Source organism: Desertivirga brevis, from assembly GCF_017355835.1.
In genome coordinates, this window is record NZ_JAFEWF010000001.1 from 1 (window position 1) to 25408 (window position 25408).

Genomic DNA, 25408 nt, shown 5'->3' on the forward strand with positions numbered 1-25408 from the left:
TTGCTGAAGCATTCGAGAAAAAAGATCGGATAAGGTTAGATGAAGTGAAGGCCGGCTTTCTATATTCAAAAGGAATTATTACAGGTATCAAGTCTCATAAAGGGCATAGTATTAGAGTAAGATATAAAATAGGGGAGGAGATCTTTGAGACAACAAACGGTTGGGACAGCAATCCTAATAGATTAAGTGTAGGGGATTCCATAAGCTTACGCTATTCTGTGAAAAATCCAGAAAACATTATTACTGAACTGGAGGAGGAATTTTAGCTAAAGGTTATTATAAAACACAATGCTGATACTATCAGATCTTATTGTTAACAAGGCCAAGGCCAATTTGCAAGATATCTGTCGGGAATGGAACTAGCTGATACCGACAAATAGCTCTGTTTTATTAATAACCGTTTTATAGCTCTGAAAATGCCGCTAATGGTCTTGTAATAGTAACTACTAATTCCAAAAGCCACAGTAATATCGAAAAGTAAAATGGATGAATATAAGCCGGAAAAGGCAATCTGGACAGAAGAAGATTTTGACTTGATGGGATGGCACGATACTCCTGTTCACGCTATTTCCTTTAGTGATAACTTTGAACTCCTTTTTGATATCGACTACATCTTTGAATGGGAACTAAAGGGAGGAATCTACAACTTCTGGGTGGCTCCCTGCACTCTACTATTTGAAAATGTATATGATCTCAACTTTGATATCGGGCCATCAACTCCTGGACTTACAATTGATACAATTACCAGAGTTAATCCATGTAAACCACGGAACGGGCAGTATATAAACCGGGAGCTGGAGTTTGATTGGAATATCGAAATGGTGGAAGGGGAGATAGCTTTTAAATCAGTGGGCTTCAAGCAATATATCAGAGCTTTACCCGCTTTTTTAACAACTCAAAAGATTCCAATGGAAAAGCGCGGTGGTGTTTCTTTCAACAGATTCACCTTTTAATATTTATATTGAGGCAGGAATTTTACAACACCAATGTATAGAGCATGCCTTTACTTATCCTTTTTACTCTTTTCAGCTTGCACCAGCAATCCGGAAAGTGATAGGAGAACCTTCCAAGATTCAATCGCCTCTAATGCTGGTTCTTATACAGAATTAGAGGCAGGTCCTTTAAAAAGTAAAGTTCAGGGAATTTGGACAAATGGAACAAGCGAGAATGCGACTTTTGCCATCAGAAAGGACTCCATATTTTATGTCGATCAATTGACATCCTTTAAATATCGGATTTCCGGGGACTCGATCCAAATTTATTACCCGGATTTCCTCTACTCCGGAAAAATAAAGTTCAGGAAAGATACCTTGATATTAAGCTCCGAATATGAGGATACCAGGTTTTGGAGATTTAAAAACTAGTTTAAAGCGAAGAGAAAAATGAGTTTTATAGATCGCTACAATAAGGGGGAGACAATAGGTGTATACTCTGAGATTCTCAGCCTTGGCCAGCAAGCTTTTAGCGAGCAGTATTATATGGATGTTGAGGCAGTTGTCACAGAAATTATGAACCGCGCTGGTTTTAACCTAGGAATAATCCATAATGCTTTGAGAAAGCGTAATTATAATTTTAAGAAAGACAGTCAAAATAATTTTGAAAAACCTCTGATAGAGCCACTAAAGAACGCCACTGAACTTCTTTGTGAACTGGAAAAGGTAGTGGATCCTTTTGGTTCGATTCCACTTTCCCTGAAGTTATTTTACCAGGTTGTTGGTTCCTGTAGTTTTGAATGGGACTATAAAACAAACAAGGATAACCCCTGGGAAGGTGCCGATCCCATACAAATTACTTCTCTGGATAGTCTTGTTGAGCAGGTGACCGATGAGTATTGGAGTGAAGAGATTAGAGGGAATAAAGAGGAGTACGGTGTGCCCTTTCTTGAACTATCCGCTGACTACCTTCATAAGGATAATATTAGCGGAGGGGAGGCATATTCAATAGAAATAACCCCAATAAAAACTGTTGACAGCAGATTTTTATTTGAAGAGAACGGTACATCCTTTATAAATTATTTAAGGATTATTTTTGAGAATTGTGGCTTCGGACGTACTGCTCATCTTGTAGGTCGACCTGATTTTGATTCCTATTTTAAAGAAGTCAGTCCTAAACTTAAACGCATATAAATGTAATGGCAAGAACAAGAATAAAAAACGGCAATATCTATGCAATCACCCTTCCCGGTGATCTAGGTTTCGCGTACGCCAAGTGTATTAAGCTACTAGAAATTTATCCTGATTGCAGCTACCCCATATTGATAAGAGTTTATAACTACCGCACCCCAACCCTAACGACCAACCTTGAGAAGTTTATCTATAAAGATCTGATACTATGTCCTCTCTTAATTGCCGGAATATCTCCAGCGGTAAGGGAAGGGTCTTGGATTCTTGTTGGACATGTTCCGGTTACTGAAGAGGAAACAATTATTCCCCACTACAAAAGGGGAGAACCAGATGATAAGCCTAAAAACTGGTATTATGTTCCCGAGGCGGCTATCAATAAAAAAGTAAAAACACAATTTGATGCTGTAAAACACCTCGAAACGTTAGGTGCTAAGGGATCAGAACTCGTCGGAACAAAGATAGCTATGGCGCTGTTGCAGGATGAAGGAAAAGAGATTACCCAGTTTATTCCTCTGGATGAATTTTATCAAAGGCACTATTATGAGGAGGTTACAAGTATTCCTGCATTTTACAAGCAGCCAAATTTTATGAAAGGAAAGGCTTTGGAATTATAAACCTTGAAAAATTTGAGGTGATTTGCTCTATTAACCTTAGACGATCCTTTATCTTCATTTCTGGATACATGTGAAGATTATTATATTTTCGAGCTAAAGTTCATCTGAGTAGTTTTCAGTGGGTATTTTCTACTAACTTTCATTAAGTTATAGAATGTCAAGTAAAGAAACTTGGTGTGTAGTATAAATTCCTGGACTATTGCTATCAGCAAGCAAAACTTCACTTCCAGAAGGTAACTTTAATATCTCAAGAACCAGATCAAAGCTGCTACGAACCGAAAGGCAGCACAAGGAATTACGCCAGGCAAATTGGTTAGGGTAAATTTATAATGGTAAGTAATTGTTATATTATTTAGGTCAGCAAAGAGAGCCTTGTAATTTATATCTAATCTACCTCTGGGAATCATACATTCTCGCCTTCGGGGTTATACACCTTTTTTCAACACCGGTTTTAACAGGCATCAGAAATAATTTTTAGGAATATACAAATATTTTTTGCTGCGCAAAAAGATTGCGCAGCAGCAGGATTTCTTTGTGACATTAAATATAGAACGATCATGGAAAAAGAAAAGGTCAGCAACAATGAATTAAAAGCTTTAGGAATCAACGATGTGGAGATCCTGGTAAGCTTTAGTCGTGTAGCAAATGGTTTATTAAAGCATGCTGTAATGTCTAAACAAGATATTCTGGCCAATTTTGAAGCCCTAATTGATGACCCACTGCCTTATGCCTTAAAGAAAGGCGGGAAGTTTAAGAACCTTGCCGAAAGCATTATTGCCTTGCGTAAAGAAGGTAAATTTTTAAAGCAACAACGAACTAACTTTAAGCTGAAAGAGGAGATTGCAGATTTCCCGGTTTGGGGATTAGAGCATATTGAAGTAGGTGCCTTAGCGCAAATGCGGACAGCTATCCAATTACCTATCGCGGTAGCAGGTGCATTAATGCCTGATGCTCATCAGGGTTATGGTTTACCTATTGGCGGTGTATTAGCTACTACGGCAAATACCATTATTCCTTTTGCTGTTGGAGTAGATATTGCCTGCAGGATGTGTTTAAGCATCTTTGACCTTCCGGCAGAAACGATTGACAAGGAAAACGAGAAGCTTAAAAATATATTGGTTAATAACACTTATTTTGGAGTAGGATGTACCACCAAATCGTATTTTGACAGTTCCTTATTTGATAGCAAAACATGGAATGAAACTAAAGTGATCCGCTCTTTAAAGGATAAAGCTTATGCGCAGTTAGGAACCAGCGGAACTGGCAATCACTTTGTGGAGTGGGGTGAATTAACTATTGCAGATGGAGCTTTAGATGGAATTCCTGCCGGGAGATATTTAGCCTTATTATCACACTCTGGATCTCGTGGGTTCGGGGGTAGCGTTGCTGATCATTACAGTAAAATCGCCATGACTAAAACCAAGCTTCCCGCCGAAGCTAAACACTTAGCCTGGTTAGATTTAGATAAAGATGAGGGACAGGAATATTGGATCGCCATGAACCTGGCGGGCGAATACGCAAGTGCCAATCATCATGAAATTCATAATAAAATTGCCCTTGCTATAGATCATAAACCATTAATGGTAATTGAAAATCATCATAACTTTGCCTGGAAGGAAAAACTGGCCGATGGTACGGAAGTAATGGTGCATCGTAAAGGTGCAACTCCAGCTGGGGAAGGTGTGTTGGGTATTATTCCAGGATCAATGAGTACACCTGGTTTTGTAGTTCGTGGTAAAGGCGATGCAGCAAGTATTAATTCTGCAAGTCACGGGGCTGGCAGATTAATGAGCCGAAGTGCAGCTTTTAAAACTTTAGACAGATCTGTTATTGCGGCGAATTTGGTGGATAAGCGCATAACTTTAATGGGAAGCGATATGGATGAAGCCCCAATGGCTTACAAGGATATACATGCAGTAATGGCTGCTCAGGAAAATTTAGTGGAGGTATTGGCTAAGTTTGAACCGAGGATTGTGAGAATGGCAGATGCCAGGGAGAAGCCGGAGGATTGAAATAGTAACGTACTAGGCAGGGCGCTTCCTGCTTAGTTGTTATCCTTTTATCTTTTGTTACCTATTATTTTCCCCGTTTCATTTCCTTCAGAACTTCCATCTGGTTTATTCAAAATATAGTCAAATATATCTGCCTCATCAATTTCAACAAGTGCTCCAGCTTTAAGATTTTTAATCTCAAAAGGATTATTTTGTAACACCCCGGATAGTGATCTTGAAGTCCATTTCGTAATTTCTACCCACATCCATTCATTTGAATCATTATCAGTTTTAAAAGGTGCTTTTACAAGGATTGAATATCCCGGAGCTAAGCCTTTATTAAACAAGGTTTTTAATTCCGGCAGTCGTTGACGTGCTTTTTCACTTGTTATTATAATTAAAGAATCATGTGTTATATGAGTTATTGAATCCTTTGCGCCAAATAGATTTGCTACTAAGAAGTTTTGTTCCTCCTGTTGATTCGCATAATTTGGATCTCGAAAGGATATCATAAACTGTTTATTGATATTATCACCTTCTTCTGGTTCAACAGACTGAAGTTTTATTACCGCTTTCTCTTTTGCATTTTGCTTTAAATTTGCTCTTAGTTCATTTCTGACCACATCATTTTTTATTAACCTTAAATCGATAACAAGTGTTGAATCTTCCAGTATAAATGGCTTTTCGGCTAATGTTTGAATTGCAGCATTTATCAGATTGTTATATGTATTCTGGTCACTACATGTGAAGGCTTTGATTGATAGGTCAGGGAGACCAAATTTCTCCATCCCCATGGTTACTCCGCGACAGAATTCGCTCTCCCTATAAAAATGAATTGAGATCTGGTGAACAATATCCTTGTCGGACCCAATGAAATTCTCTACTCTTTTTTCATTCCATGATTTAGAATTAAACCATTCATATGAATTTATATCAGCTACAACTACATTCTTATTTTTTACTAATTCATTCACAAAATTGTTGATCCTTTTTTGCTTGTTGTAAACATCTTTTGTTTCTCCCTTAAATGTAAATGAAATTACATTTTTATAGTTTTGAAGAGCTAACTTCTCTTTGTCTGACAGATCTCTTGCAAAATAGGCTAGGGATGAAAGGTCAGGAGGTGTAAAATCCTTCGATGGTTGATGTAAACTAATGGAATACGAATCGATATTTGATGATTGAGGAATACTATCAAGCTGTTTGAAGCCCACAAGTTTTTCTCTTGCCAATTTTTCCAATATTGCCTTACTAACAGTATCGTTATCAAGAGAATAAATTCCGATATTATTAACAAAATAGCTATTCACGATGCTTGATTTTTCATAAGTACTGCAAGACATCAGTATACTTGAAAATAAGATAAAACAGTATGTCGTTATTTTTAATCTACCAATTCTTAATCTGCATGTGATATTCATTTCTATAATTCTATTGCAATATTAGGCTATGGTTTGCTTGACTAGCCCGATACGATGGTTCTTGCTGTTTAAGCCTCTGGCCAAGTCACCAAAATCTGCTATAAATTTAAGGACTCTGGCCGGTATTTAAAGTAGTACTCGATAGTATATCAGAGTGATTTGGCAGTTTTAGAGTTAAAAAAGGGTTAACCTATTGAATGGTTATCATCCATCATCTTCGAATAGAATATATACTCATAACGCAATTTCAGTTTCCAAATTAAAACTTTTTATAATTCATTTTCACTACGCAAATACCCTGCGCACCGACTCCCAATCTTTGCATCAACAAAACAAAGAAGGAGGTTTAAAATGAAATTTAACCTGTTAAGCAAATTAAAAAACCTGACTATTAACTAGGAAGGAGGAAAAGGTTTTAAGCTAAGGCCAGAAATGGAATTATACACTGCCGTAGTACCCTGGAGCTTGAACGACTCCTTTTACGGAAAAAAATCAAGAGCGTTTGAACCGGTTGCAGTAATCAGGAGACAGAAGCGCAAAAACTTGACCCATTTCTGCACTTAAAGAAAAGGAAACATTAACGATCAAGCAAGGTGCGGTTGTGATTAAAAGCTACAGTCGGACGGTCAATTGTAGGATTAATCCTGGAAGACTTGCCAGGATAGTGTCTTATAAGACACATATCTATTTTTGCAACAGCTTCCAGTTGCAACTAAAAGATTTCCTTATCACTTTTATTGCAAATAAATTTGTTTTGCACCATCCTATATCCAGAATTTTCCCAAATAAAAGGTAAGTAAAAAGGGCTAACATCACTGTCGGGTACGGCCAAAGTAATCAGTAGAACAGGACGCTTATTGTGTTCCAAGGGAAGTGGTAAAATCTGCCAGAACGCATCCTCTCCTTTATATTCATTAAGTATTTTCAGTTTCCCGTTCTTAAGTTCTGTTAGGTAAGAGCTTATTTTGTTTTCGTTTTCAGGGGTAATTGCTAAAATGGAAAGGGTAGAACCTTCATCTATGAGCTTAATATGCTCAGACGCCCATTGATACTTAACCTTTAAACCAAGTTCCTGAATAATTTTATTAGTAAGAGAACTACTTGTTTTCTCTACTGCTCTTATCTTTTCCTCCGTTTTTTTTACCAAGCTAGTACAGTAGTAGAACTTTTCTTTACCTTCCTCTGAAGAGATATTTTCAGGCTTGAATACAGCAATAAAGCTACTTTCAATTGTTGGTTGGTAATATTCTACTCTCACAAATTTCGCTCCGGTAATAAAATTATGAGCGGAATCATAAATGTTTAAAGTATCTAATAAGGTTAAATCAAAATATAGTTGAGCTACTTTTATCGGTAATCGGCTGCGGGTGGTTTCATCCGATTGAAATATGATAGAATCAGCTTGTTCTCCTATTTTCTCAAACATTTTGAAATCAACTTCTTTCAAAAAGGGTAGGGAAACGAAAAATTCATTGGTCTCGGGGAAATATTCTATAGCATCTATATAAATATTTGGAATCATTTTTTTTGTTTTTTCGGCAGCTGTTTTTTTCTGTTTGATAGTATCTTGCTCGTTTTCGGCTAATTCACTTTTCGCTTTTTCAGGACCAGAAGTGCATGAAGCAAAAGCTATTGCAAGAATTAAAGTGTATAAGGTTTTCATGCGGTAATAATACATCAATTACTTTTTTAACCCAAGAACATCTTTTCTAGCTTCCTTTTTCAAATCAAAAAGTTTAATACCTGTTATTTGTAGGTTTAAAAGCGGTCATAGAGATAAGTGGTATCTAAAAATGAAGGTTCACCCTTTGGCTGGTCTTCTATGGTTGCTAAGGATGGCCCTCTGGGGAAAGTATTTACAAATCACTTTTTGGCTGGCCTGCTTTTCATTATTTCCATGGATCAAACTATATTGCAGTTGATAACATGTCACATAAGAAAATCTGTTTAGAATGTCGCCTAAGCTTCAACCGCGAAAGAATCACAAATTTCGGAACGAAGAAAATATGTCCTGAATGTGGCAAGGAAATGATCCTGTTTCCACATCGCTTCCGGCCTCCTAAAAAAAACGATGACGAGAAATGGAAGACTGTTGAATTTCTGGTAGAAAATGGGTTTTATTATCAGCATTTATATAAAGACAGAAGGTATATGAACCTGGATGTTCATGAGAATTATATTACTTATCCTGAGACTTTGAGGGAAGCTAAAGAGTTTGTTGAAAAATACAGGGACCAGGCTAGAAAGAAAAGCTCATGATTGGGGGGCTTTATTTTAAGTAATAGAGATTTATAAAAGATTAACCTTTTATACCATAATGCGACTAAAAATCTATAAAATTATTTTCTGGGTATCTTTGGGTGGCATACCTGTTTTGAACTTTGGAATCATAAATGCTATGGTGAGTTTGAAATACGAAACAGATGCAACGACAGAATGCATTTCAAAAGTAAACGGCCAGAATCTTTGCCAATCCATTCAGACCTATAAAGATTTAAATGGTGTTTGCATCTTTATAATCGCCTTGCTGGCGATATTTAGAAAACGCTTATTGACAGAAGGGAATTAGGGTAAAAGTGGTGGAGCGTTTTGGAAGTCGATTAATTATACTTAAAAAAAGAAAAGACCGGTGACTTTAGAAGAAATAGGGGTAGGCATTATTGTTTTGTTATTTTATATAGGCGTAAAAAGGCTAATTAATTATAATAGGAACCGGTTATATAAAAAAGGCATATCAGTTCTTGCTGAAGTTTTGCGAATTGATGATACAGGGATTAGTATAGATTCTGGAGGTACTGATAGGCAGGTTAAAGATTTAATTTTACTAATTCAAGAAGAAGGACCGTTTAAAGGTAAAAGATTAGCTATAAGACAATCCTTTGACACCCAGGCTCCAGGGCTAGGAGATTCGGTAACTGTTTTGATTGATCCTAAAGCTCCTGACAACGGTTTAATTATCTCACATTAACTCTATCTCAGCCAATAGTATCACTTATCAAGATGGGCACTAAGTTTTTGCATAAGCAGTATCAAATAGAAACTAACACGCCCAAGGAGGCTATTTTTGCCCAAATCAGGCAGAACATACGGAAACAAAAGAGCGGCAAAGAATATTTCCTTTTTAACTATAAGCACGCTAGCATATATGAAAATAGGGTAGAGGTAACAGGAGATATAACTGGCGCAAGACCTTTTTCAACTTCAGGCTCTATTACCTTTGACTTTATACCTACCTCTGATAAGACGCTAATTACCTGTACCATTGTCCCTTATAACAAATATGCAATTTTAATGATGTCCTGCCTGGCTTTCATTTTCATGGTAGGAATAAGCGTAATTCTAGTTACTTCTCTTTGGTATTACCCTGTTAAAGCCCTTGCATTTCTGTCTTTAATTTGGAGTATTTTTATCTTGTTTCCTTACCTGTCTTTGAGGATAACAAGAAAAGCTATGGAAGAAGATTCACTGACTTTTTTACATGATTTGGGCTTAATTAAAGGAAGGGAAACTTGAATAGATTAGTAACAATGAAGAAAGGCTTAACTGCACTAGTAAAAGTAGTTTTTTTAATCGGAGTTCTTTTTGAACCTGCCATTCTCGATATTAAGGAGAATAATGAAAAATTAAGTTGGACTGAAAGCACAATTAAATTTCTTTCTGTTATGTTAAAGGAGTTATTTGCTTCTGTTATCTCAAATATTAGTATATGTACTTCTACTGATTCCGGCATATTTATGCCAAATTCACAGGTCAACCAAAGAAACCCCGTAGCACGTACCCGATGAATAAATTGTTACAAAAAATACTGACAAACCTTTTTATTTTGATTATTGTAGTGGGTGGATTATATTGGTTGCTGAAGCATTCGAGAAAAAAGATCGGATAAGGTTAGATGAAGTGAAGGCCGGCTTTCTATATTCAAAAGGAATTATTACAGGTATCAAGTCTCATAAAGGGCATAGTATTAGAGTAAGATATAAAATAGGAGAGGAGATCTTTGAGACAACAAACGGTTGGGACAGCAATCCTAATAGATTAAGTGAAGGGGATTCCATAAGCTTGCGCTATTCTGTGAAAAGTCCAGAAAACGTTATTACTGAACTGGAGGAGGAATTTTAGCTTAATGTTATTAAAAAACACAATGCTGATACTATCAGATGTTATTGTTAACAGGCCAAGGCCAATTTGCAAGATATCTGTCAGGAATGGAACTAGCTGATATCGACAAATAGCTCTGTTTTATTAGTAACAGTTTTGGTGATCTGAAAATGCCGCTAATGGTCTGGTAATAGTAACTACTATTTCCAAAAGCCATAGTAATATCGAAAAGTAAAATGGATGAATATAAGCCCGAAAAGGCAATCTGGACAGAAGAAGATTTTGACTTGATGGGATGGCACGATAAGCTTAATTGCTATTAATGGGAAGTAGAAGAATTCATGAATAAAGTAGATAGTATAATACTGAATATACTTTTTAGAATACCTGCAGTAGTTTTGTGCGGATATTTCTTATGGTGCATGTTCACAGGTAAGTCTATAGAGGAATTAAAAAGCGAGGATGACTTAAAGGAGGCCTTCAAAGGGACAGTGGACACCTTATTCCATGAGAAACAGAATCACAATATTAAAGTTGCACTTTTAAGAAGTGGCTATCGTTACGAGATTTTGCCCAATTGGGAAAGATTTATAGAGGTGGGGGACTCCTTAGTTAAACTACAAAATGAGCTTATTGTTAGGGTTTTTAAAAAGAATGGAGGGGATACGCTGAGCTTGAACTATCAGGATACGTATAAGAATCAATAACAAGTTTTTATCTCTTCCGCTATTTTGTAAATAATCTAGAAATTATCCTCACGGAGCTGAGGTGAAAGGGCTATTTACCGAACTAGAAAGGTAAGAAACAAAAAACTCTCCGACCAGCAGCCGGCCGAAGAGCATTACACATTAACACCGGATCTTTTTCTATTTGTTTGTCTTACGTTTTATAGCATGAGCATAGAAACGAATGTCTGAAGTGGGCATTCCCCAGGAGTAGTATTTGAAATTGCAAAGCTGAATTTTTCTGATGTCTCCTCCAACTAGCTCGGGCAGGCCGGTATTAAATGGAGAACCGTTATAAAAACTATTCCAGACAAGTAGAGGGTCGTCGCCCTTGGCTTTGCTTTCCCCTTTTTTGTAAATACTAAACACGCTGAAAGGTTTTCTTCTTATCTCTCCCACAGGCGAAACATTATAAAACGTTGCCGGATAATCGAGCTCTATCCAATCCGACTGGTTATCATCCTCTTGAGAAACTTTTGTGGAAAGTGATGTAGCAAACACTTCTGGCGAAACTATTTCTTTGGATCGGCTATTAACAACTCCCGGTTCAAGGTATTGGATATACCAGTAGGAATGATAGATGTCAATCTCGCTAACAGGGAAAACGGAGGGATCTGCCATTGAGCTGTAGAAACTAAAATAAATCTTAGTACTATCCCTAAAATCATGCGTGATACCTTCTTTTAGAACTTGAAGTTTAAATTTCGCGGGATCATCTAAATCAGCGCTTATACTCTGAAAAGTATAATACTGCCCGGAGGAGAGCTCCATTACAGTATCTAACAGCAAAAATTCCTTCTTGTACCGGAAAGGCTTTTGATTTTCATTGTATCTGAAAAAGCTAATCCTGTGTTTCCCAGAACTAATTTGCATCCATGCGCTGAGGTCGGCCTCATTTATATTTGGACCTACAGGATTGAAGGTTTTATTTCCGGGAAACTCAGTTGTAGCTGTGCCGGAATATCTGTACACGCCGAATTGGAAATTGCTCCTGGGCCATAATACTTCAGCTGAACTTGCTCCAAAGGGATGCTGATCTTCCTTTTCGAAGTTGCCGTCTATTACAAAGTAGAGCTTCGGGTTGCCAGTAGGAATTCCGGTGGCCCCCATCGGGCCTTCACCTAAACCGAAATTTGTTTGTCCCTGAAATGCTCTAATATAAGCTGGATTGGAAATGGGCTTCATGTCTTCTTTTTTTTCGCAGGCCACAAGGAAAGCCATGATCAAAGCTCCAAAAACTGTATTCTTTAAAAGTCTCATAAAACTCGTTGTAATTTTATTGATTGCCACAATGTGAAGTCTACTTGTTTGAGTGGGGGATAACTATAATCCTCGCTTTATCGGCAGGCGAATCAGAAGCTGTGCGCCCAATCAGGAAAACGGAGTACAAATCAGGATCTGCCTTTTCTGGCCCGCCTTGTGTGTATGTGAACGGAAAATCGAGCTCCAGACCTTCTATTTTAGTCCCAGGCAGCGCTTCAGTTGCCGATGCGTTAACAAACGCACTAAGTTTAACCGGGAAATAATCACTCCAGGGCTCGAGGTCAAAGGCCGAATAATCAATAAAAGCTTCCTGAATGTTTTTCTGCTCCAGCAGGGTTCTTCCCTGTTGCAGGTAGGTGGTCTTTTCATCCCCAGGCTCCCACTGATTATTGGGTATTGACTCGTCATTATTTTTTCGAAAAGTAACGAAGGCCGCATCCGAAAAATTGAAATACTGCGTTTTTACACCCGCGAGTTCACCACTGGTCTTTAATCTATTCTGAATAACCTTCACTGCTGGTTTGCCGTTTTTCTCAAATAGAATAAGAGTAAGGTTATCATTACCCTTAACCTCTATTTTGTCTTCAATGATCTGCTGACCTGCAGATCGGATAGATACAGGGTGATCTCCAGAAGGTATTAATGAATACCCTGAAAAAGCTCCGAAAGCAAGAGCCCCTGTTTTTAAGGATCCTATATTAAGCTCGGCAGAAGTTCCTGAGGGCAAGGCATTCAGGAACATAAGCTTCCCAAATTGCTCCTGCTGATACACCTTTTCTTCTATAATATCAAACATATGGTATCCTTCAGAATAGCTACTTGCAGTAAGGCAGACCACAGTGTAATTTCCTCCTGGTTTAAGAAAAACGGGTGTTGTAGCTTCTCTACCGCCAGCAATTTGGGTAAGGAAATTCGACAAGATCTGAGATCTGACGTTATTATCGTTATCCTTTACGGCTAGTCGATAGGTGCCATAAGGTAGTTCGATAAACGCCGACCTTTGTCCCAGTGGAACATCCTTTATCAACTCTCTTCCCTGGCTTAAATGAAGAGAGCAAAATTGTGCTGCGGTAGCCCTTGCAGGAAAGATGGACCCATAGTCAAGGTTTAAAAGTCTTATTTTGAAATGCCCAGGGGAAGGGGCTTCATTGTTCTTGGGAAATTCCTTCAAGGCATAGGAGGCCGATCTTGAATTATTATGGGTAACTCTGCTACCCGAAGCATAATAATAGATATCCTTATTGCCATTAGATATTACTTGGTTTACTACAGGCACGCCAGTCTGAAAAAAATGAAGTCGCAAGGTATCGTTAGTGAAGGCAGAGGTTGGAATGTTTACAGGGTTTCCTGGTTTTATGGAGCTTGAATTGCTGCTGATAAAACCTGTACTCTCATTCCAAATCCCTAGTTGAAACCCAGGATAAATTTTCGGGCTTCCAGTCATAGGATCTTCTTCGAAGTTAATACGGTGAATCCCCTCGTTTTCTCCTTTGGCCACGTTGTATAGCGTTACCTCTGAAAGTTCATTAACAGGAACTTCGTACAGATGGTCTGTTTCTTTACACGAGCCCAACAGTGCTAATAATGTAATAAATACTATTCTGATTGAAAGAAATCTTTTCATCGTTAAAAATTATAGTTTAAGCCAAGCATGAACTCTGTTCCTCTACGGTATTTTCTTCTGATATATTCTTCGTTATAGGTACCATATTTTCCTCCTCTTCCAGGTTTAGCGTACACCCTTTTAAAGTCAGGATCGAGAATATTCTTAGCAAAGCCGGTTAATTGAAGTCCTTTGTAAATCCTTTGCTTGAAAATAGCGTCAAGAACACCGGCAGGCTGCTCATACACGTCGGGGCCTCCGTTTAACTGAATCTCCACCAATCGCTCTCCGATCTGATTAAACTGGACGTTGAAGATTGAACCTGACTTTTTGTTATCGTAAGAAAGGCTGGCATTGATAACGTAAGGAGGTTGTTCAAATACCGGACTTTCATCTGGTGCATAACGATCGATCAGGCGGGCTGAGCTAAGTCTGTCTTTATTAAGTTTAACAGAACTGTTTGCAAGCATGAGTGAGCTACTTAAGTTGAAGTTGCGAAAACTTCTTCCCAATACGCCCAGATTTTTCTGTATCTCAAACTCTAATCCTATCACCCTACCGGTTTCTGAATTATTTTGATAGGATACCGATGGGGTAAATGCAGGGCCATCTGCTGCAACTCCTGAAGGCCCGCTAAACACCTTCTCAAGTTGGTTCTTGATCTTTTTGTGGAATACGGATACTGACAATACATCCGCCAATGCTGGAAACCATTCCCATCTGAAATCGAAGTTTTGTGCAGTAGAATTAATCAGGTCGCGATTACCTCTAACAAAAGCATTCTCGAAGGCATCGAATTGTGTAGTGGGAACGAACTCCCTAATTTCGGGCCGCTGAAGAGTGCGGGAATAGGCGGCACGGAAATTCATTTTTGGACTGTGCCTGTAAATAAAGGTTCCCGACCAGTACGGTTTAAAGTCTGTGTTATACCTGCTTCCGGAGAGCGAATCCTTCTGGAGTTTAGTAAAATTGCTTTGATCAATACCTATTCCAATGGTATCTACCACCCCGTGCATACGGGTTTGTTCGAAGCGTACCCCTCCAACAAGTTGAAATTTCTCCTTTAAGCGAATATCCAGCATCTGGTACATGGCGTCAACCTTCTGACTTCCAGTATAATTATTACGTGTTGGTCTTACATTGTAGAGGTGAGCGGTTTCGAAGCCAGTTCCCTCTCCTCCTGAAGCACCTTCGCGTATTCCAATATTCCCTGGCGCAACCAGCGCATTCAGGTCTCCATTCAAATACATTAACTGGCCAGCATCGGGCAGACCGAGTACTTGTTCGTTATAGTTACGCGAACGCTTTAGAAAGAAATAGCCGAACTTTAAATTCAGTTTGATATCGTCGTTTACTTTGAACTCTCGTGTTAAGTCGGCGAAATAGTTTCGGTTTCTCTCCTTCATGTTTCTGAAATACCGTCCGCTTAGTTCATCTCCATCTGGAAAGCTATACTCAGGGTAGCTCACTCTGTTCACGTCGTATACCTGGTTGGTATCAGTTACCAGGTTTACACTTCTAAAGTCGGGATCGTTTTGAATAGCATTTGAGCCGCTGGCGTTCCAGTTAAACCTCCAAGCTGATGCGGCTTTTCCAAGCTTATGTTCACCTTTAAATTGGAGGGTATGAAAATCACGCTCGGTGGTACGCAGGTTATAGATCTGGTTTCCAATATTAAACTTTTTCTGGGAAATTAGATTTGAAGATGGATATCCTCCAATAAGGTTCATGCCGGTAGCTTCGGCTCCCTTGCTGCCAACATAATGCGCACTTACCTCATGCTCGTTTGAGATCTTATACGCAACCGCTGCAAGTCCTCCATATGTTACTTGTTGAGTCCCGCTGTGTTCCCGGTAGTTTTGATACGGAAGCAAACGTATGTTATTAGGTGTAATAAAGTCGGGAATTTCGGTTCCTGTATTATAGCCTCCTGTTGCAGCGCCTCCGTAGAAGGAATAAGTATTAAATTCTCCACCCTGGTTTGCGTCTGTCCGACTAAAGTAGTTTGCACCGAGAATTACGCCAAGTTTCCTTTTAAATACAGTGTAATTGTTTCCAATCGTGAAGGAATACAACTGATTAGCATCGGCTTTTTTCAATGAGGTGGTAAGTACTGGATCAAAACTCTCCATAAGCCTGTTGAGCCTGAGGGCTTCCTGGTAGTTTGCCATGCTGCCGGCGCTGTTTCTAAATACAGACTGAATGCCACCTTCCACGTTCATGTATTGGTACCGAAGGTCCTTAAATTCTGCGGATAGATTTCTACGGCTAATTAGCTGACCAAATGTGCCTAGGTCGCTGCCCTGAAATGATGTGAAGTTACCATCGGCACCAATACGGTTATTAAAGCCCGAGGAGGCTGTAAAATTTATCGTAAGTTGTTCGGGAATGGATTTCGTTTTAAGCTCTACTACCCCAGCGGTTGCATCTGCGGGTTTATCTGGAGTAAGGGTTTTAATTACCGAGATGTTGTCGAGTAACATTGCGGGTATCAGGTCAAGTGGCACGGCGCTTCTATCCGCATTGGCTGTTGATAAGCGAGCACCATTAAGCTGTGCTACAATATTTCTGTCGCTTAATCCTCTGATGGCAACGTATTTTCCGTCTGAAACAGATACTCCCACTACTCGTTGCATTGCCTCCGAAGTACTTATACTGCCTGCCTTTGTAATACCCTCTGCACTAATACCATCCTGAACAGAGGATGATTTCTTCCGATCCGATAAGAGTGCTACGTCTGAGGCCGATGACCGCCGCCCGTGGATGACCACTACTTTCAGTCCTTGATTTACCTCTTTTAGCTTAACTGATATTTGCTCTTCTCCTGAGTATACCACTGTCTTGGTTTCAAAACCAAGGAATTGAAAAACAACTTTGTCGCCAGGTTCAACGGGAATTGAAAAGGTGCCGTTTACATCGGTAACTGCTGACCTTAGTTTACCCTCAACTTTTACAGAAACTCCCGGGAGGCTATTTCCTTTATCATCGGTAACCTTTCCCTTTAGGTGTTTAGGAGGAACTACCGATTTTTTCTCTTCAATTACTATGTAATCCTTTACTAGTTTGTAAGTAAGATTTGTTTGAGAAAGGATCAGTTTAAGCGTATTGGATACACTGATATCTTTCTGACTTATATTAACCGTTTTTTTTGCTTTGCTTACGGTTTGATTCAGGAACGAAATCTTAACACCACTTCTTCTTTCCAAAGCCACGAGGCTTTCAGCCAGGCTGGCATTGCTGATATGGAAATCAATTTTAAGATTATCAATATTTTGCTCTTTTCCTGGATTGGCGTACAGTATGGAGTAATTGTTAAGGAAAAGTAGCAGGGTAAAAAAAATCCTTACCCCGCAAAAGCGAGCACGATGGTACTGTTGTAGTACTTTTTGCATATTTTTGAAAATGTAACGGAATTATAGTTTAATACTGTTATATCAGAAGCATGGCTTCTATTCATAGCCAGCATTAACCCTGAGGCTGTCAATCCGTGGGTTAAGCAGGGCATTCGCCGTCCGCAGCATTTGCGGACGGTTTTTTCTACTATTTCTTTATTTCATTCTCCTCCTTCTTTTCGAGTAAAACTGTTTGGTTTTGTATTTTATAGTTAATATTTGCGGTACTTGAAATGATTTCTAGGATGTGCTTTAAGGGCTCAGTTCCATCGGCAGACAGGGTTAGCCGGTAGGCTTTCAGGTCATTGTTGACTATATGTATTTGGATATTATACCAGCGACTAAGTATAATTGCAATTTCTTCAAGGCTAGTGTTATTAAAAAAGAGCTTGCCATCCTTCCAGCCTTTAATTTCAGAAGGATCCAAATGGCCTCTGTTTACATTTCCATTGATTTCATTAAAGGCAATTTTTCCGCCAGGTGATAAATTAGCCAAAGCCTGCATTCTCCCATCGTGAGTTTCACTTACCCGTACCTTTCCTGTTGCTACAGCAACCACTACTCTTCTTTCGCGGGAATCAATTTTAAACGAGGTGCCTAATACCCTGGTTTGTATACTACCTGTACGAACTAAAAAAGGCTTTTTCTCATCTCTTCTGACTTCAAAAAATGCTTCTCCCTCCAGCCATACCTGTCGTTTGTCTTTTCCGAACTTTTCGGGATAGGACAAACAGCTGGCCGGGCCGAGGTACACTACCGAACTGTCAGGCAATACAACTTTTGAACGTTGGCCTGCAGGGTTTAGCTGTTCAACATTTTTTACCAGTGGAGCAGAATCTGATTGATTTTGAGATTTCCAGAACCAGGTTAGGATAGCCATCAATAGGCAGGCAGCAGCAGCATAGAAAAAGCGATAAATTGTGGGATTTCCAGTGGAACTATTACTCGCTTTCAGGGAATAAAAGCGCATTTTCCACCTTCTGAGTTCAACTTCTGGAAGGTCAGGGGCACTAAATTGTTTCCAATCCTCATCCAGCAAATGCTCTAGTTCTTTTTGCCCCTCAGCTTGCTGTAAGAGTTGCCGAACCTGCTGCAATTCGCTTGCATTGCATTGCTGGTTTATATACTTTTTAAGTAACTTTCTATTAGAATTTTCTGTCATAAAAACAATCCGATCTCAAGACGGATCATTTATAATGACGAGATAGCCCTATCTACCCCCCAATCTATTTTTAAAATTTATTTGATAGTAATAAGAAATAAAAGAATTCCCGCGACACCTGTCTTTTTTAGATATTGCTTCAAGAAATTCAATGCTGCGGTCATATGGTTTTCGACCGTTTTAGAGGAAATATTTAATTTTTGGGCTACTTCCGAAACAGATAAAAACTCATGACGACGTAATTCAAATACCTTTCGTCGTTGTTCGCTTAACTGCCCCAGTGCTTCGCAATATATTTTTTTGGTGTCTTTAAAATGAGCCTGAGCATCGGTACTGAAGCTAGAGCTGAGGTGCGTAGCTTCCTCAATTGGTTCGGTTTGTAAAGATTTCTTACGGTAATGATCTACAATTTTATTCCGCACGCTCTGGTACAAGAAAGCTTCAATATTCTCAACGGCGAGGAATTGTGTTCTTCTTTCCCAAAAGTTCAACATTACATCCATAATCAGATCTTCCGCCTTATGCTCATCTCTAAGATGCTTGCAGGCAAAAAGAAATAGTTTATGAAAATACTCCCTGAAAAGGAGGTCGAAGGCTTTGCCTTCGTCTTCTTTCAAGTACTTTGCTATTCTGTTATCTGCGTGATCTGTTGGTCGCATACCGATGAGCCGGCAAGCTAGGCTTATCGTTTTTACCAAAAGTTAACGCTGAATTAAATTTTTAGTGGTGTAGTAATATTTTTGCGTAGATCATCCCCTCCCTGTTATTATTAAAGATAATTTATTCCTTCCAGGAGATGTTATTCTTGATAGGTTTAGCTGGAACTCCTGCAGCAATAACTTCGTTTGGAATAGTGCCAGAGACAAGTGACATGGATCCTATAACAGAACCATTGCCAATACGAGCACCCTTCAAAATCGAAACCATGCGGCCTATCCATACGTGTTCGCCAATGTATATATTCTTATCCAGGTTAATTCGTTCTCCATCTGCGTTATAAATTCCATGACTATCGGTCGTCCTAACGTCTATTTTCGTTGAGAACAGGCATCTTGCACCAACTTCTACATTTGTTCCATTGTGCACAATAAAATCCGCGCCGTTAATACGCGTATTATTTCCGATTTTAATAGAATTCCCATCCCCGAACAGCTCAATGTTTCCTGTAAAAAATACACCCTCTTCCAGCTCCACTCTATTGTTATTCCCTCTTACCTTGATCGATGCATTTCTAAGACGGCACCCTTTACCAATAACTACCTTTGAATTTCCTTTAATTCTTATGGATGTATACAAAATATTACCAAGTATCTCAACCGAGCTTTCTTTGCTTTTTTTTATTGAATTTGTTACTCCCCATCTATTTCTTACTGAAATAAAGAATGTTTTTAGTTTTGCTTTCATGAAGTAGATATTTAATGTTTAATCGAATTACTTATTAAATGCGTAGATGCATAAGGGATAATAAGAATTATAGCGATAATTATACAAGTTTAAAAAAAAATTTTCTGTTAAATTAATGAAAATACTCTTTACTGATAGTTGAGAAGAGGTTAATTAGATTCAGTATATCTTTTTTATGAAACAAAGCCTTACCTCTTATTTGAACTTTTTTTCCATTAAAGAAATTTCTATATATTTAAATCATCAAATTAGAGATAACCTAAAGTATTTAACATGACAATTTCAGCCTTAAAACAATCACTCACGGCGTTAGCAATAATGCTTTTTTCCATTTCGTGTAGCAAAGACGAATCAACCGATCAGAAACCACCTGAAGTGACGTTAAGCGGGAAGGGAAAAGTATCCTATTTCGCAAAGGCATCAGGTTCGGCAACAAGCGGAATTGTTAAGACATTAGAAACCCCTGCATCATCTTCTTACGTTAAGTGGTCCTCAGCCTCCATTTTTATTGAGAAAATAGCTTTCGTGGGTAAAAATGGCAGTGTGATTGATACCACAATAACTGTTAATAAAAACTTAAACATCCTTAACTCAGATGTTCTGACAGGGGTTTTTAATCTACCTGCAGGCTCCTATAAAGATGTGAAAGTAAAGTTGTTTTTGAAGAAAGCGGGCTTTCCCGAACTGGCCTTTAATTTAAAAGGCACATTCGTTAATAAGACTGGTGGTACTGATAGTATTATGCTGGCTAGTTCTATGCCTTTTGAGGCTAACTTGGGTGTTAACGATTTCACAATTACTGCGTCTGACAATTATAAAGTTGTTTTTAACTATAATCTTGATAAAGTATTAGCAGGTATATCATCTACAAAACTACAAGAGGAAGCCAGAAGTCACCTTTCTGGGGGCAAAAAAATGTATTCTATTTGGAAAGGCGGAAGTCAGGATGAACCTTTATACAATGAAGTAAGTGCCAATTGGCAGACTGTTGCCACTGCAGTAATCTCTAAAGAGTAAACGACAATAAAGGGAAAAGAGCGGTTCGGTGAAAATTTTATTTCTATCTGAATTATGAATAACAACCATATCAACTACATAGAGTTGAAAGCCAAAGACCTTGAGGCAATAAAGAAATTTTATACACTAGCTTTTGGCTGGAATTTTACTGATTACGGTCCAGATTATGTTGCCTTTAATGAAAGTGGATTAGAGGGTGGTTTTGAAAGATGCTCAGAAGATGTTGTTAATGGAGCATTAGTGGTTCTTTATCACAACGACCTTGACAAAATTAAAGCGGACATTGTCGAAGCAAAAGGTGAAATATCAAAAGATATTTTCTCATTTCCTGGGGGCAGACGCTTTCATTTTCTTGACCCATCAGGAAATGAACTGGCAGTATGGTCAGATCAATAGGAATTTGAATAGAGATTTTGCCTTTAAGGGTCAATTGATTTTTTTAAAAAAAAAATAGTCGCTAAACAATATGCTATAAACTCTTGCGTTATTGTATCATAATTGGTTAGTTGGCTTGCGTCCCCATGATGCGGCCTTTCTTTTTTAAAGCATTCATTTCTTTCTTTAGGGCAATTATTCAAAACCAGTAATGGTATGGCTGGTTCTTATATTAAACCTTATAGTTATGAAGTTCACTGATCAAAATCCATTAAGTTATTTCCTGAATGAGCTATTTTCACGCTACAGGAAAGCCGTTCCTGCAGTTGACACGATTACTAATGCGCTAATAGAACATCAAGTAGTTGGGTCGCAGCAAGAGATCGTTAATGATCATGTGGCCTTCCGAACGCTCGGGCTGCCTTATCTTGGCATTGGCTCTTTTGAAAAGATCTTCCTTCGCCATGGCTATAAAAAAATGGAGCAGTACCATTTTGAAGAGAAAAAGCTTAACGCCTGGTGGTATGCTCCGCCAGCTCCCGTTTATCCTCGCGTATTTCTTAGTGAACTTCTTGTAGGAGAATTATCTTCTAACGCACAGGAAATCATCAATGGATACACCAGTCATATTCAAAAGGATCCCGTTGATGAACTCGATTTGAATTCAGGCGAACAAATTGCCGAATATCTGCACAGGCCGCTGTGGGACCTGCCGACAAAGAAAGACTATGAAACCTTGCTTGGCGAAAGTGAATATGCCGCCTGGGTTATCTACAACCGTTACTATTTGAACCACTACACTATTAGTGTTCATACCTTGAAACCGGGCTTTAGTAAACTCGAGCAGTTCAATGCTTTTGTTGAGGGACTTGGGATAAAACTTAATGATGCGGGCGGTAAGATTAAAACAAGCGGCGATGGGCTTTTAAGGCAAAGTGCCACAGTAGCGAATATGGTGAAGGCTGTGTTCGCAGGCGGAGAACAAAAGGAAATTGCAGGTAGCTATGTGGAGTTCGCCGAACGCAGCATTATTCCAGGTACCGAGCGTTATCGTGATGGTTTTGAAACCTCTAATGCGGATAAAATATTTGAGAGCACTTACACTTCACAAATCAAATAAGTAGTTCTTTATACTAGAGAAGCCCTTTCCCGGGTGATAAACTATGGCAAGGCTAGTAAGGCTCGAATATGATTGACAGGATAATTAGGGCTACAAGCATTTATGCAAATGCTTTACCTTTGGTTCCAGGTTTATTTAAATAAGATGAAGCTTGATGGCGAATGGTACACGGATAAAACTTCCCGCATCCTTTATGCGACAGATGCATCTGCGTATCGCGAACTACCTCTGGCTGTTGCTATTCCCAAAACAGAGGCTGATCTAAAAAAGCTTATTGCTTACGCTAAAGCAAATAACACTTGCCTGATTCCAAGAACAGCCGGCACCTCACTTGCTGGGCAGGTGGTAGGGAATGGAGTGGTAGTGGACGTTTCAAGATATTTTACAAAGATATTGGAAGTCAATGCTGAAGAACGTTGGGTACGTGTACAACCGGGTGTTATCCGGGACGACTTAAACCGTTACTTGAAAGCGTATGGATTATTTTTCGCCCCTGAAACCTCTACTGCTAACCGTGCCATGATTGGAGGGATGGTAGGAAATAATTCCTGTGGTTCAAATTCTGTAGTTTACGGAAGTACTCGTGAGCATTTACTATCAGCAAAAGCAATACTTTCGGATGGATCGGACGCCGTTTTCCAATCCTTATCTTTTTCAGAATTTATTGATAAATGTGACGGGGATTCCCTTGAAGCTACTATATATCGAAATATTCGTTCTCTATTGGGAGACTACCAAAATCAGGTTAGGATCCGTGAAGAGTTTCCCAAGCAGCAAGTGAGCCGGCGAAACACCGGATACGCTATTGACCTTTTACTTGATACTAATCCTTTCACGGCAGAAACCAAAAACTTTAATTTCTGTGAACTACTTACCGGGAGCGAGGGTACCTTAGCCTTCTTTACCGAACTTAAGCTTAACCTTGAGCCCATACCCAGGGGCGTCAGTGGTTTGCTTTGCATCCATTTAAATAGTATCAGCGATGCACTTCAGGCAAATATTATTGCTTTAAAACATCGTCCTCAGGTTAGTGAATTAATTGACCATTATATCCTGGACTGTACTCTGGAAAATCTGGAGCAGTCGAAAAACCGGTTCTTTGTAAAGGGGAATCCTAAAGCAATACTGGCTGTTGAATACCTCGCGGATAACTACGAATCAGTACTAGCCATTACTGATACAGTCGAGTCTGAATTACGTGCCCATAATCTTGGTTACCATTATCCTGTACTTTTTGGGGAGGATCGTAAAAAGGTTTGGGAGTTGCGTAAGGCTGGGCTTGGTTTGCTGAGTAACCTCCCTGGTGATGAGAAAGCAGTAGCCGTGATTGAAGATACTGCTGTGGCCGTGGAGGACTTACCTGATTATATCCGTGAGTTTAATGAGGTACTAAAGAAATACGATCTATATTCTGTCCACTATGCTCATGCCGGGTCAGGCGAATTGCATCTCCGTCCCATCATCAATTTGAAAACTGCTGAGGGGCAAATGCTTTTCAGAACTGTTGCTACAGAAGTTGCGGAACTAGTCAAGAAGTATAGAGGCTCTTTAAGTGGAGAACATGGAGATGGTAGGTTAAGGGGGGAGTTTATTCCCTACATGATCGGTCGCGAGAACTATAATTTATTGTGTGAGATAAAGAAAGCCTGGGATCCTGATAACATTTTTAATCCAGGAAAGATCACGGCGACTCCTCCTATGGATAAGCATCTCCGCTATTCCCCTGGTCAACATGTTCCTGAGATTAAAACTGTTTTTCGTTTCCAGGGGCAGAACATCCTGCAGCATGCCGAGCAGTGTAATGGCTCTGGCGATTGCCGTAAATTAGCCTCAGCGGGTGGGACAATGTGTCCTTCTTATATGGCTACTCGTAATGAAAAGGATACAACACGGGCAAGAGCAAATGTCCTAAGGGAGATTCTTACTTCCTCTACGAAGATAAACCGCTTCGACAGTGAGGAAATCAAGGAAGTGATGGAGCTGTGTATAAGTTGTAAAGGATGCAAGTCGGAATGTCCATCAAGTGTGGATATGGCTAAATTGAAAGCTGAATTCTTGCACCAATATCACCAAAGTCACGGTTTTTCCCTGCGTTCCAGACTTATCGGAAATATTGCTTCCATAAATAGGCTGGCAACTCCTTTTTCAAAGCTCTTCAATTTTCTTAATAATCTTTCCTGGGTTAAAAGCTTGCTGGGATTTTCTACTTATAGGTCATTGCCCAAGCTGCACTCATTTACGTTAAGAAGCTGGCTTCAAAAGAATCCATCTCCAACAGGTCGCCTAGTTTATTTATTCTGCGATGAGTTCAGTAATTATAACGATGTTACAATTGGGATTAAAGCAGTTGAATTGCTCCAAGGGCTAGGATACGAGGTGCATATTCCCTATCATAAGGAAAGTGGAAGGGCGGCTATTTCCAAAGGCTTACTGCATAAAGCTAAAACTTCAGCTAATCATAATGTTAAATTACTATCTACGCTTATTTCAGAAGAAACCCCGCTTATTGGCATTGAGCCCTCTGCAATTTTAACTTTCCGAGACGAGTATCCCGACCTGGTAGATGAGCATCTTGTGCCTGCTGCTCGCAAGTTAGCGCTTAACGCATTTTTAATAGAAGAATTCTTGGAGCTTGAAATGCAAAAAGGGAATGTACGGAAGGAACAATTTAAAGACGACGTCCGAAAAGTTAAGCTCCATGGGCATTGCCAGCAGAAGGCCTGGTTAGCGACTGGTGCCAGCAAGACAATCTTGTCTTTCCCTGAGAATTATACTGTTGAAGAAATCCCTTCTGGTTGCTGCGGTATGGCAGGTTCCTTCGGGTACGAGGCAGAACATTATGAGGTCTCAATGCAGATTGGAGAACTGGTACTATTTCCAGCGGTTAGGCAGTCTGACGAAGACACAATAATTGCAGCACCTGGAACTAGCTGTAGACATCAAATAAAGGATGGAACCGGGCGAATGGCTTTACATCCTGTAGAAATACTTTTTGAGGCTTTAAAGTAAATCTTTTACATAGACCAGGGGGAGAGGTAAGGTCAGATACTGTGTGATATAACTATCCCGGTTCTTACACAAAGGCCGGGATAGTAAATAT

25 protein-coding genes are annotated in these 25408 nt (G+C 39.2%); 17 read left to right on the top strand and 8 right to left on the bottom strand.

Annotated elements, in window-relative coordinates:
• The 6 genes from J4N25_RS00005 to J4N25_RS00030 all read left to right on the top strand — a co-directional run.
• Nucleotides 1-266 (top strand): hypothetical protein (locus J4N25_RS00005; RefSeq protein ID WP_207420060.1); only part of this gene is annotated, 266 nt, incomplete at its 5' end.
• A 216-nt stretch (nt 267-482) separates the two neighbouring features.
• Nucleotides 483-953: a hypothetical protein gene (locus J4N25_RS00010; protein ID WP_207420061.1), complete on the top strand. Its 471-nt coding sequence runs from the start codon at nt 483-485 to the stop codon at nt 951-953.
• Nucleotides 954-986: 33 nt separating this feature from the next.
• Nucleotides 987-1364, top strand: a complete 378-nt coding sequence (locus J4N25_RS00015) for a hypothetical protein (protein ID WP_207420062.1) — start codon at nt 987-989, stop codon at nt 1362-1364.
• 18 nt (nt 1365-1382) lie between these two features.
• A complete protein-coding gene (locus tag J4N25_RS00020) occupies nt 1383-2126 on the top strand; it encodes a hypothetical protein (RefSeq protein ID WP_207420063.1) in 744 nt (247 codons plus the stop codon).
• A 5-nt stretch (nt 2127-2131) separates the two neighbouring features.
• A complete protein-coding gene (locus J4N25_RS00025; RefSeq protein ID WP_207420064.1) occupies nt 2132-2737 on the top strand; it encodes an Imm26 family immunity protein in 606 nt (201 codons plus the stop codon).
• 557 nt (nt 2738-3294) lie between these two features.
• Nucleotides 3295-4749 carry an RtcB family protein gene (locus J4N25_RS00030; protein ID WP_207420065.1) on the top strand — a complete coding sequence of 485 codons (1455 nt, stop codon included), beginning with the start codon at nt 3295-3297 and terminating at the stop codon, nt 4747-4749.
• 47 nt (nt 4750-4796) lie between these two features.
• On the opposite strand, the gene J4N25_RS00035 is transcribed toward J4N25_RS00030, so the two are convergent.
• Nucleotides 4797-6149, bottom strand: a complete 1353-nt coding sequence (locus J4N25_RS00035; RefSeq protein ID WP_207420066.1) for a DUF2314 domain-containing protein — start codon at nt 6147-6149, stop codon at nt 4797-4799.
• A 712-nt stretch (nt 6150-6861) separates the two neighbouring features.
• Nucleotides 6862-7812 (bottom strand): hypothetical protein, encoded by a 951-nt coding sequence (locus tag J4N25_RS00040; protein WP_207420067.1) that lies wholly within the window; start codon nt 7810-7812, stop codon nt 6862-6864.
• A gap of 263 nt (nt 7813-8075) precedes the next feature.
• Between J4N25_RS00040 and J4N25_RS00045 the strand changes: the two genes are divergently transcribed.
• The 7 genes from J4N25_RS00045 to J4N25_RS00075 all read left to right on the top strand — a co-directional run bounded on the left by J4N25_RS00045 (nt 8076) and on the right by J4N25_RS00075 (nt 10954).
• Nucleotides 8076-8408 (top strand): hypothetical protein, encoded by a 333-nt coding sequence (locus J4N25_RS00045; protein WP_207420068.1) that lies wholly within the window; start codon nt 8076-8078, stop codon nt 8406-8408.
• A 58-nt stretch (nt 8409-8466) separates the two neighbouring features.
• The gene (locus J4N25_RS00050) at nt 8467-8718 is read left to right on the top strand and encodes a hypothetical protein (protein WP_207420069.1); all 252 of its coding nucleotides are present in this window, start codon (nt 8467-8469) and stop codon (nt 8716-8718) included.
• Between the two features lie 60 nt (nt 8719-8778).
• Nucleotides 8779-9117, top strand: coding sequence for a hypothetical protein (locus tag J4N25_RS00055; protein WP_207420070.1), 339 nt, complete (start codon nt 8779-8781; stop codon nt 9115-9117).
• Between the two features lie 32 nt (nt 9118-9149).
• The gene (locus tag J4N25_RS00060; RefSeq protein ID WP_207420071.1) at nt 9150-9662 is read left to right on the top strand and encodes a hypothetical protein; all 513 of its coding nucleotides are present in this window, start codon (nt 9150-9152) and stop codon (nt 9660-9662) included.
• On the top strand, nt 9659-9934 hold the full coding sequence (locus J4N25_RS00065; protein ID WP_207420072.1) for a hypothetical protein: 276 nt from the start codon (nt 9659-9661) through the stop codon (nt 9932-9934). Before J4N25_RS00060 ends, J4N25_RS00065 begins: the two co-directional genes overlap by 4 nt.
• A gap of 64 nt (nt 9935-9998) precedes the next feature.
• A complete protein-coding gene (locus J4N25_RS00070; RefSeq protein WP_207420073.1) occupies nt 9999-10268 on the top strand; it encodes a hypothetical protein in 270 nt (89 codons plus the stop codon).
• Between the two features lie 320 nt (nt 10269-10588).
• Nucleotides 10589-10954, top strand: a complete 366-nt coding sequence (locus tag J4N25_RS00075) for a BTB/POZ domain-containing protein (protein ID WP_207420074.1) — start codon at nt 10589-10591, stop codon at nt 10952-10954.
• A 159-nt stretch (nt 10955-11113) separates the two neighbouring features.
• On the opposite strand, the gene J4N25_RS00080 is transcribed toward J4N25_RS00075, so the two are convergent.
• The 6 genes from J4N25_RS00080 to J4N25_RS00105 form a co-directional block, all read right to left on the bottom strand.
• A complete protein-coding gene (locus tag J4N25_RS00080; protein ID WP_207420075.1) occupies nt 11114-12232 on the bottom strand; it encodes a hypothetical protein in 1119 nt (372 codons plus the stop codon).
• A gap of 40 nt (nt 12233-12272) precedes the next feature.
• Complete coding sequence (locus J4N25_RS00085; RefSeq protein WP_207420076.1) at nt 12273-13859, bottom strand: DUF4397 domain-containing protein; 1587 nt, start codon at nt 13857-13859, stop codon at nt 12273-12275.
• 2 nt (nt 13860-13861) lie between these two features.
• The gene (locus tag J4N25_RS00090; RefSeq protein WP_207420077.1) at nt 13862-17230 is read right to left on the bottom strand and encodes a TonB-dependent receptor domain-containing protein; all 3369 of its coding nucleotides are present in this window, start codon (nt 17228-17230) and stop codon (nt 13862-13864) included.
• Between the two features lie 148 nt (nt 17231-17378).
• Complete coding sequence (locus tag J4N25_RS00095; RefSeq protein ID WP_207420078.1) at nt 17379-18392, bottom strand: FecR family protein; 1014 nt, start codon at nt 18390-18392, stop codon at nt 17379-17381.
• Nucleotides 18393-18469: 77 nt separating this feature from the next.
• Nucleotides 18470-19051, bottom strand: a complete 582-nt coding sequence (locus J4N25_RS00100) for an RNA polymerase sigma-70 factor (RefSeq protein WP_207420079.1) — start codon at nt 19049-19051, stop codon at nt 18470-18472.
• A gap of 121 nt (nt 19052-19172) precedes the next feature.
• Nucleotides 19173-19796 carry an acyltransferase gene (locus J4N25_RS00105; protein WP_207420080.1) on the bottom strand — a complete coding sequence of 208 codons (624 nt, stop codon included), beginning with the start codon at nt 19794-19796 and terminating at the stop codon, nt 19173-19175.
• 273 nt (nt 19797-20069) lie between these two features.
• On the opposite strand from J4N25_RS00105, the gene J4N25_RS00110 reads away from it, so the two are divergent.
• From J4N25_RS00110 to J4N25_RS00125, 4 genes are all read left to right on the top strand, one after another.
• The gene (locus tag J4N25_RS00110; protein WP_242695743.1) at nt 20070-20813 is read left to right on the top strand and encodes a hypothetical protein; all 744 of its coding nucleotides are present in this window, start codon (nt 20070-20072) and stop codon (nt 20811-20813) included.
• A 54-nt stretch (nt 20814-20867) separates the two neighbouring features.
• Entirely contained in the window at nt 20868-21209 is a 342-nt protein-coding gene (locus J4N25_RS00115) for a VOC family protein (protein WP_207420081.1), read from the top strand.
• Nucleotides 21210-21435: 226 nt separating this feature from the next.
• Nucleotides 21436-22308, top strand: a complete 873-nt coding sequence (locus tag J4N25_RS00120) for a DUF1338 domain-containing protein (protein WP_207420082.1) — start codon at nt 21436-21438, stop codon at nt 22306-22308.
• A gap of 108 nt (nt 22309-22416) precedes the next feature.
• Nucleotides 22417-25317 (top strand): FAD-binding and (Fe-S)-binding domain-containing protein, encoded by a 2901-nt coding sequence (locus J4N25_RS00125; protein WP_207420083.1) that lies wholly within the window; start codon nt 22417-22419, stop codon nt 25315-25317.
• The last annotated feature ends 91 nt before the right edge of the window (nt 25318-25408 follow it).

Excerpts from the sequence above, each read along its gene's own strand:
- J4N25_RS00030 (WP_207420065.1), top strand. The coding sequence starts at position 3,295 with ATGGAAAAAGAAAAGGTCAGCAACAATGAATTAAAAGCTTTAGGAATC.
- J4N25_RS00110 (WP_242695743.1), top strand. The coding sequence starts at position 20,070 with ATGACAATTTCAGCCTTAAAACAATCACTCACGGCGTTAGCAATAATG.
- J4N25_RS00010 (WP_207420061.1), top strand. The coding sequence starts at position 483 with ATGGATGAATATAAGCCGGAAAAGGCAATCTGGACAGAAGAAGATTTT.
- J4N25_RS00095 (WP_207420078.1), bottom strand. The coding sequence starts at position 18,392 with ATGACAGAAAATTCTAATAGAAAGTTACTTAAAAAGTATATAAACCAG.
- J4N25_RS00115 (WP_207420081.1), top strand. The coding sequence starts at position 20,868 with ATGAATAACAACCATATCAACTACATAGAGTTGAAAGCCAAAGACCTT.
- J4N25_RS00050 (WP_207420069.1), top strand. The coding sequence starts at position 8,467 with ATGCGACTAAAAATCTATAAAATTATTTTCTGGGTATCTTTGGGTGGC.
- J4N25_RS00125 (WP_207420083.1), top strand. The coding sequence starts at position 22,417 with ATGCTTTACCTTTGGTTCCAGGTTTATTTAAATAAGATGAAGCTTGAT.
- J4N25_RS00075 (WP_207420074.1), top strand. The coding sequence starts at position 10,589 with ATGAATAAAGTAGATAGTATAATACTGAATATACTTTTTAGAATACCT.
- J4N25_RS00105 (WP_207420080.1), bottom strand. The coding sequence starts at position 19,796 with ATGAAAGCAAAACTAAAAACATTCTTTATTTCAGTAAGAAATAGATGG.
- J4N25_RS00035 (WP_207420066.1), bottom strand. The coding sequence starts at position 6,149 with ATGAATATCACATGCAGATTAAGAATTGGTAGATTAAAAATAACGACA.
- J4N25_RS00100 (WP_207420079.1), bottom strand. The coding sequence starts at position 19,051 with ATGCGACCAACAGATCACGCAGATAACAGAATAGCAAAGTACTTGAAA.
- J4N25_RS00080 (WP_207420075.1), bottom strand. The coding sequence starts at position 12,232 with ATGAGACTTTTAAAGAATACAGTTTTTGGAGCTTTGATCATGGCTTTC.
- J4N25_RS00020 (WP_207420063.1), top strand. The coding sequence starts at position 1,383 with ATGAGTTTTATAGATCGCTACAATAAGGGGGAGACAATAGGTGTATAC.
- J4N25_RS00085 (WP_207420076.1), bottom strand. The coding sequence starts at position 13,859 with ATGAAAAGATTTCTTTCAATCAGAATAGTATTTATTACATTATTAGCA.
- J4N25_RS00025 (WP_207420064.1), top strand. The coding sequence starts at position 2,132 with ATGGCAAGAACAAGAATAAAAAACGGCAATATCTATGCAATCACCCTT.
- J4N25_RS00060 (WP_207420071.1), top strand. The coding sequence starts at position 9,150 with ATGGGCACTAAGTTTTTGCATAAGCAGTATCAAATAGAAACTAACACG.
- J4N25_RS00120 (WP_207420082.1), top strand. The coding sequence starts at position 21,436 with ATGAAGTTCACTGATCAAAATCCATTAAGTTATTTCCTGAATGAGCTA.
- J4N25_RS00015 (WP_207420062.1), top strand. The coding sequence starts at position 987 with ATGTATAGAGCATGCCTTTACTTATCCTTTTTACTCTTTTCAGCTTGC.
- J4N25_RS00090 (WP_207420077.1), bottom strand. The coding sequence starts at position 17,230 with ATGCAAAAAGTACTACAACAGTACCATCGTGCTCGCTTTTGCGGGGTA.
- J4N25_RS00045 (WP_207420068.1), top strand. The coding sequence starts at position 8,076 with ATGTCACATAAGAAAATCTGTTTAGAATGTCGCCTAAGCTTCAACCGC.
- J4N25_RS00040 (WP_207420067.1), bottom strand. The coding sequence starts at position 7,812 with ATGAAAACCTTATACACTTTAATTCTTGCAATAGCTTTTGCTTCATGC.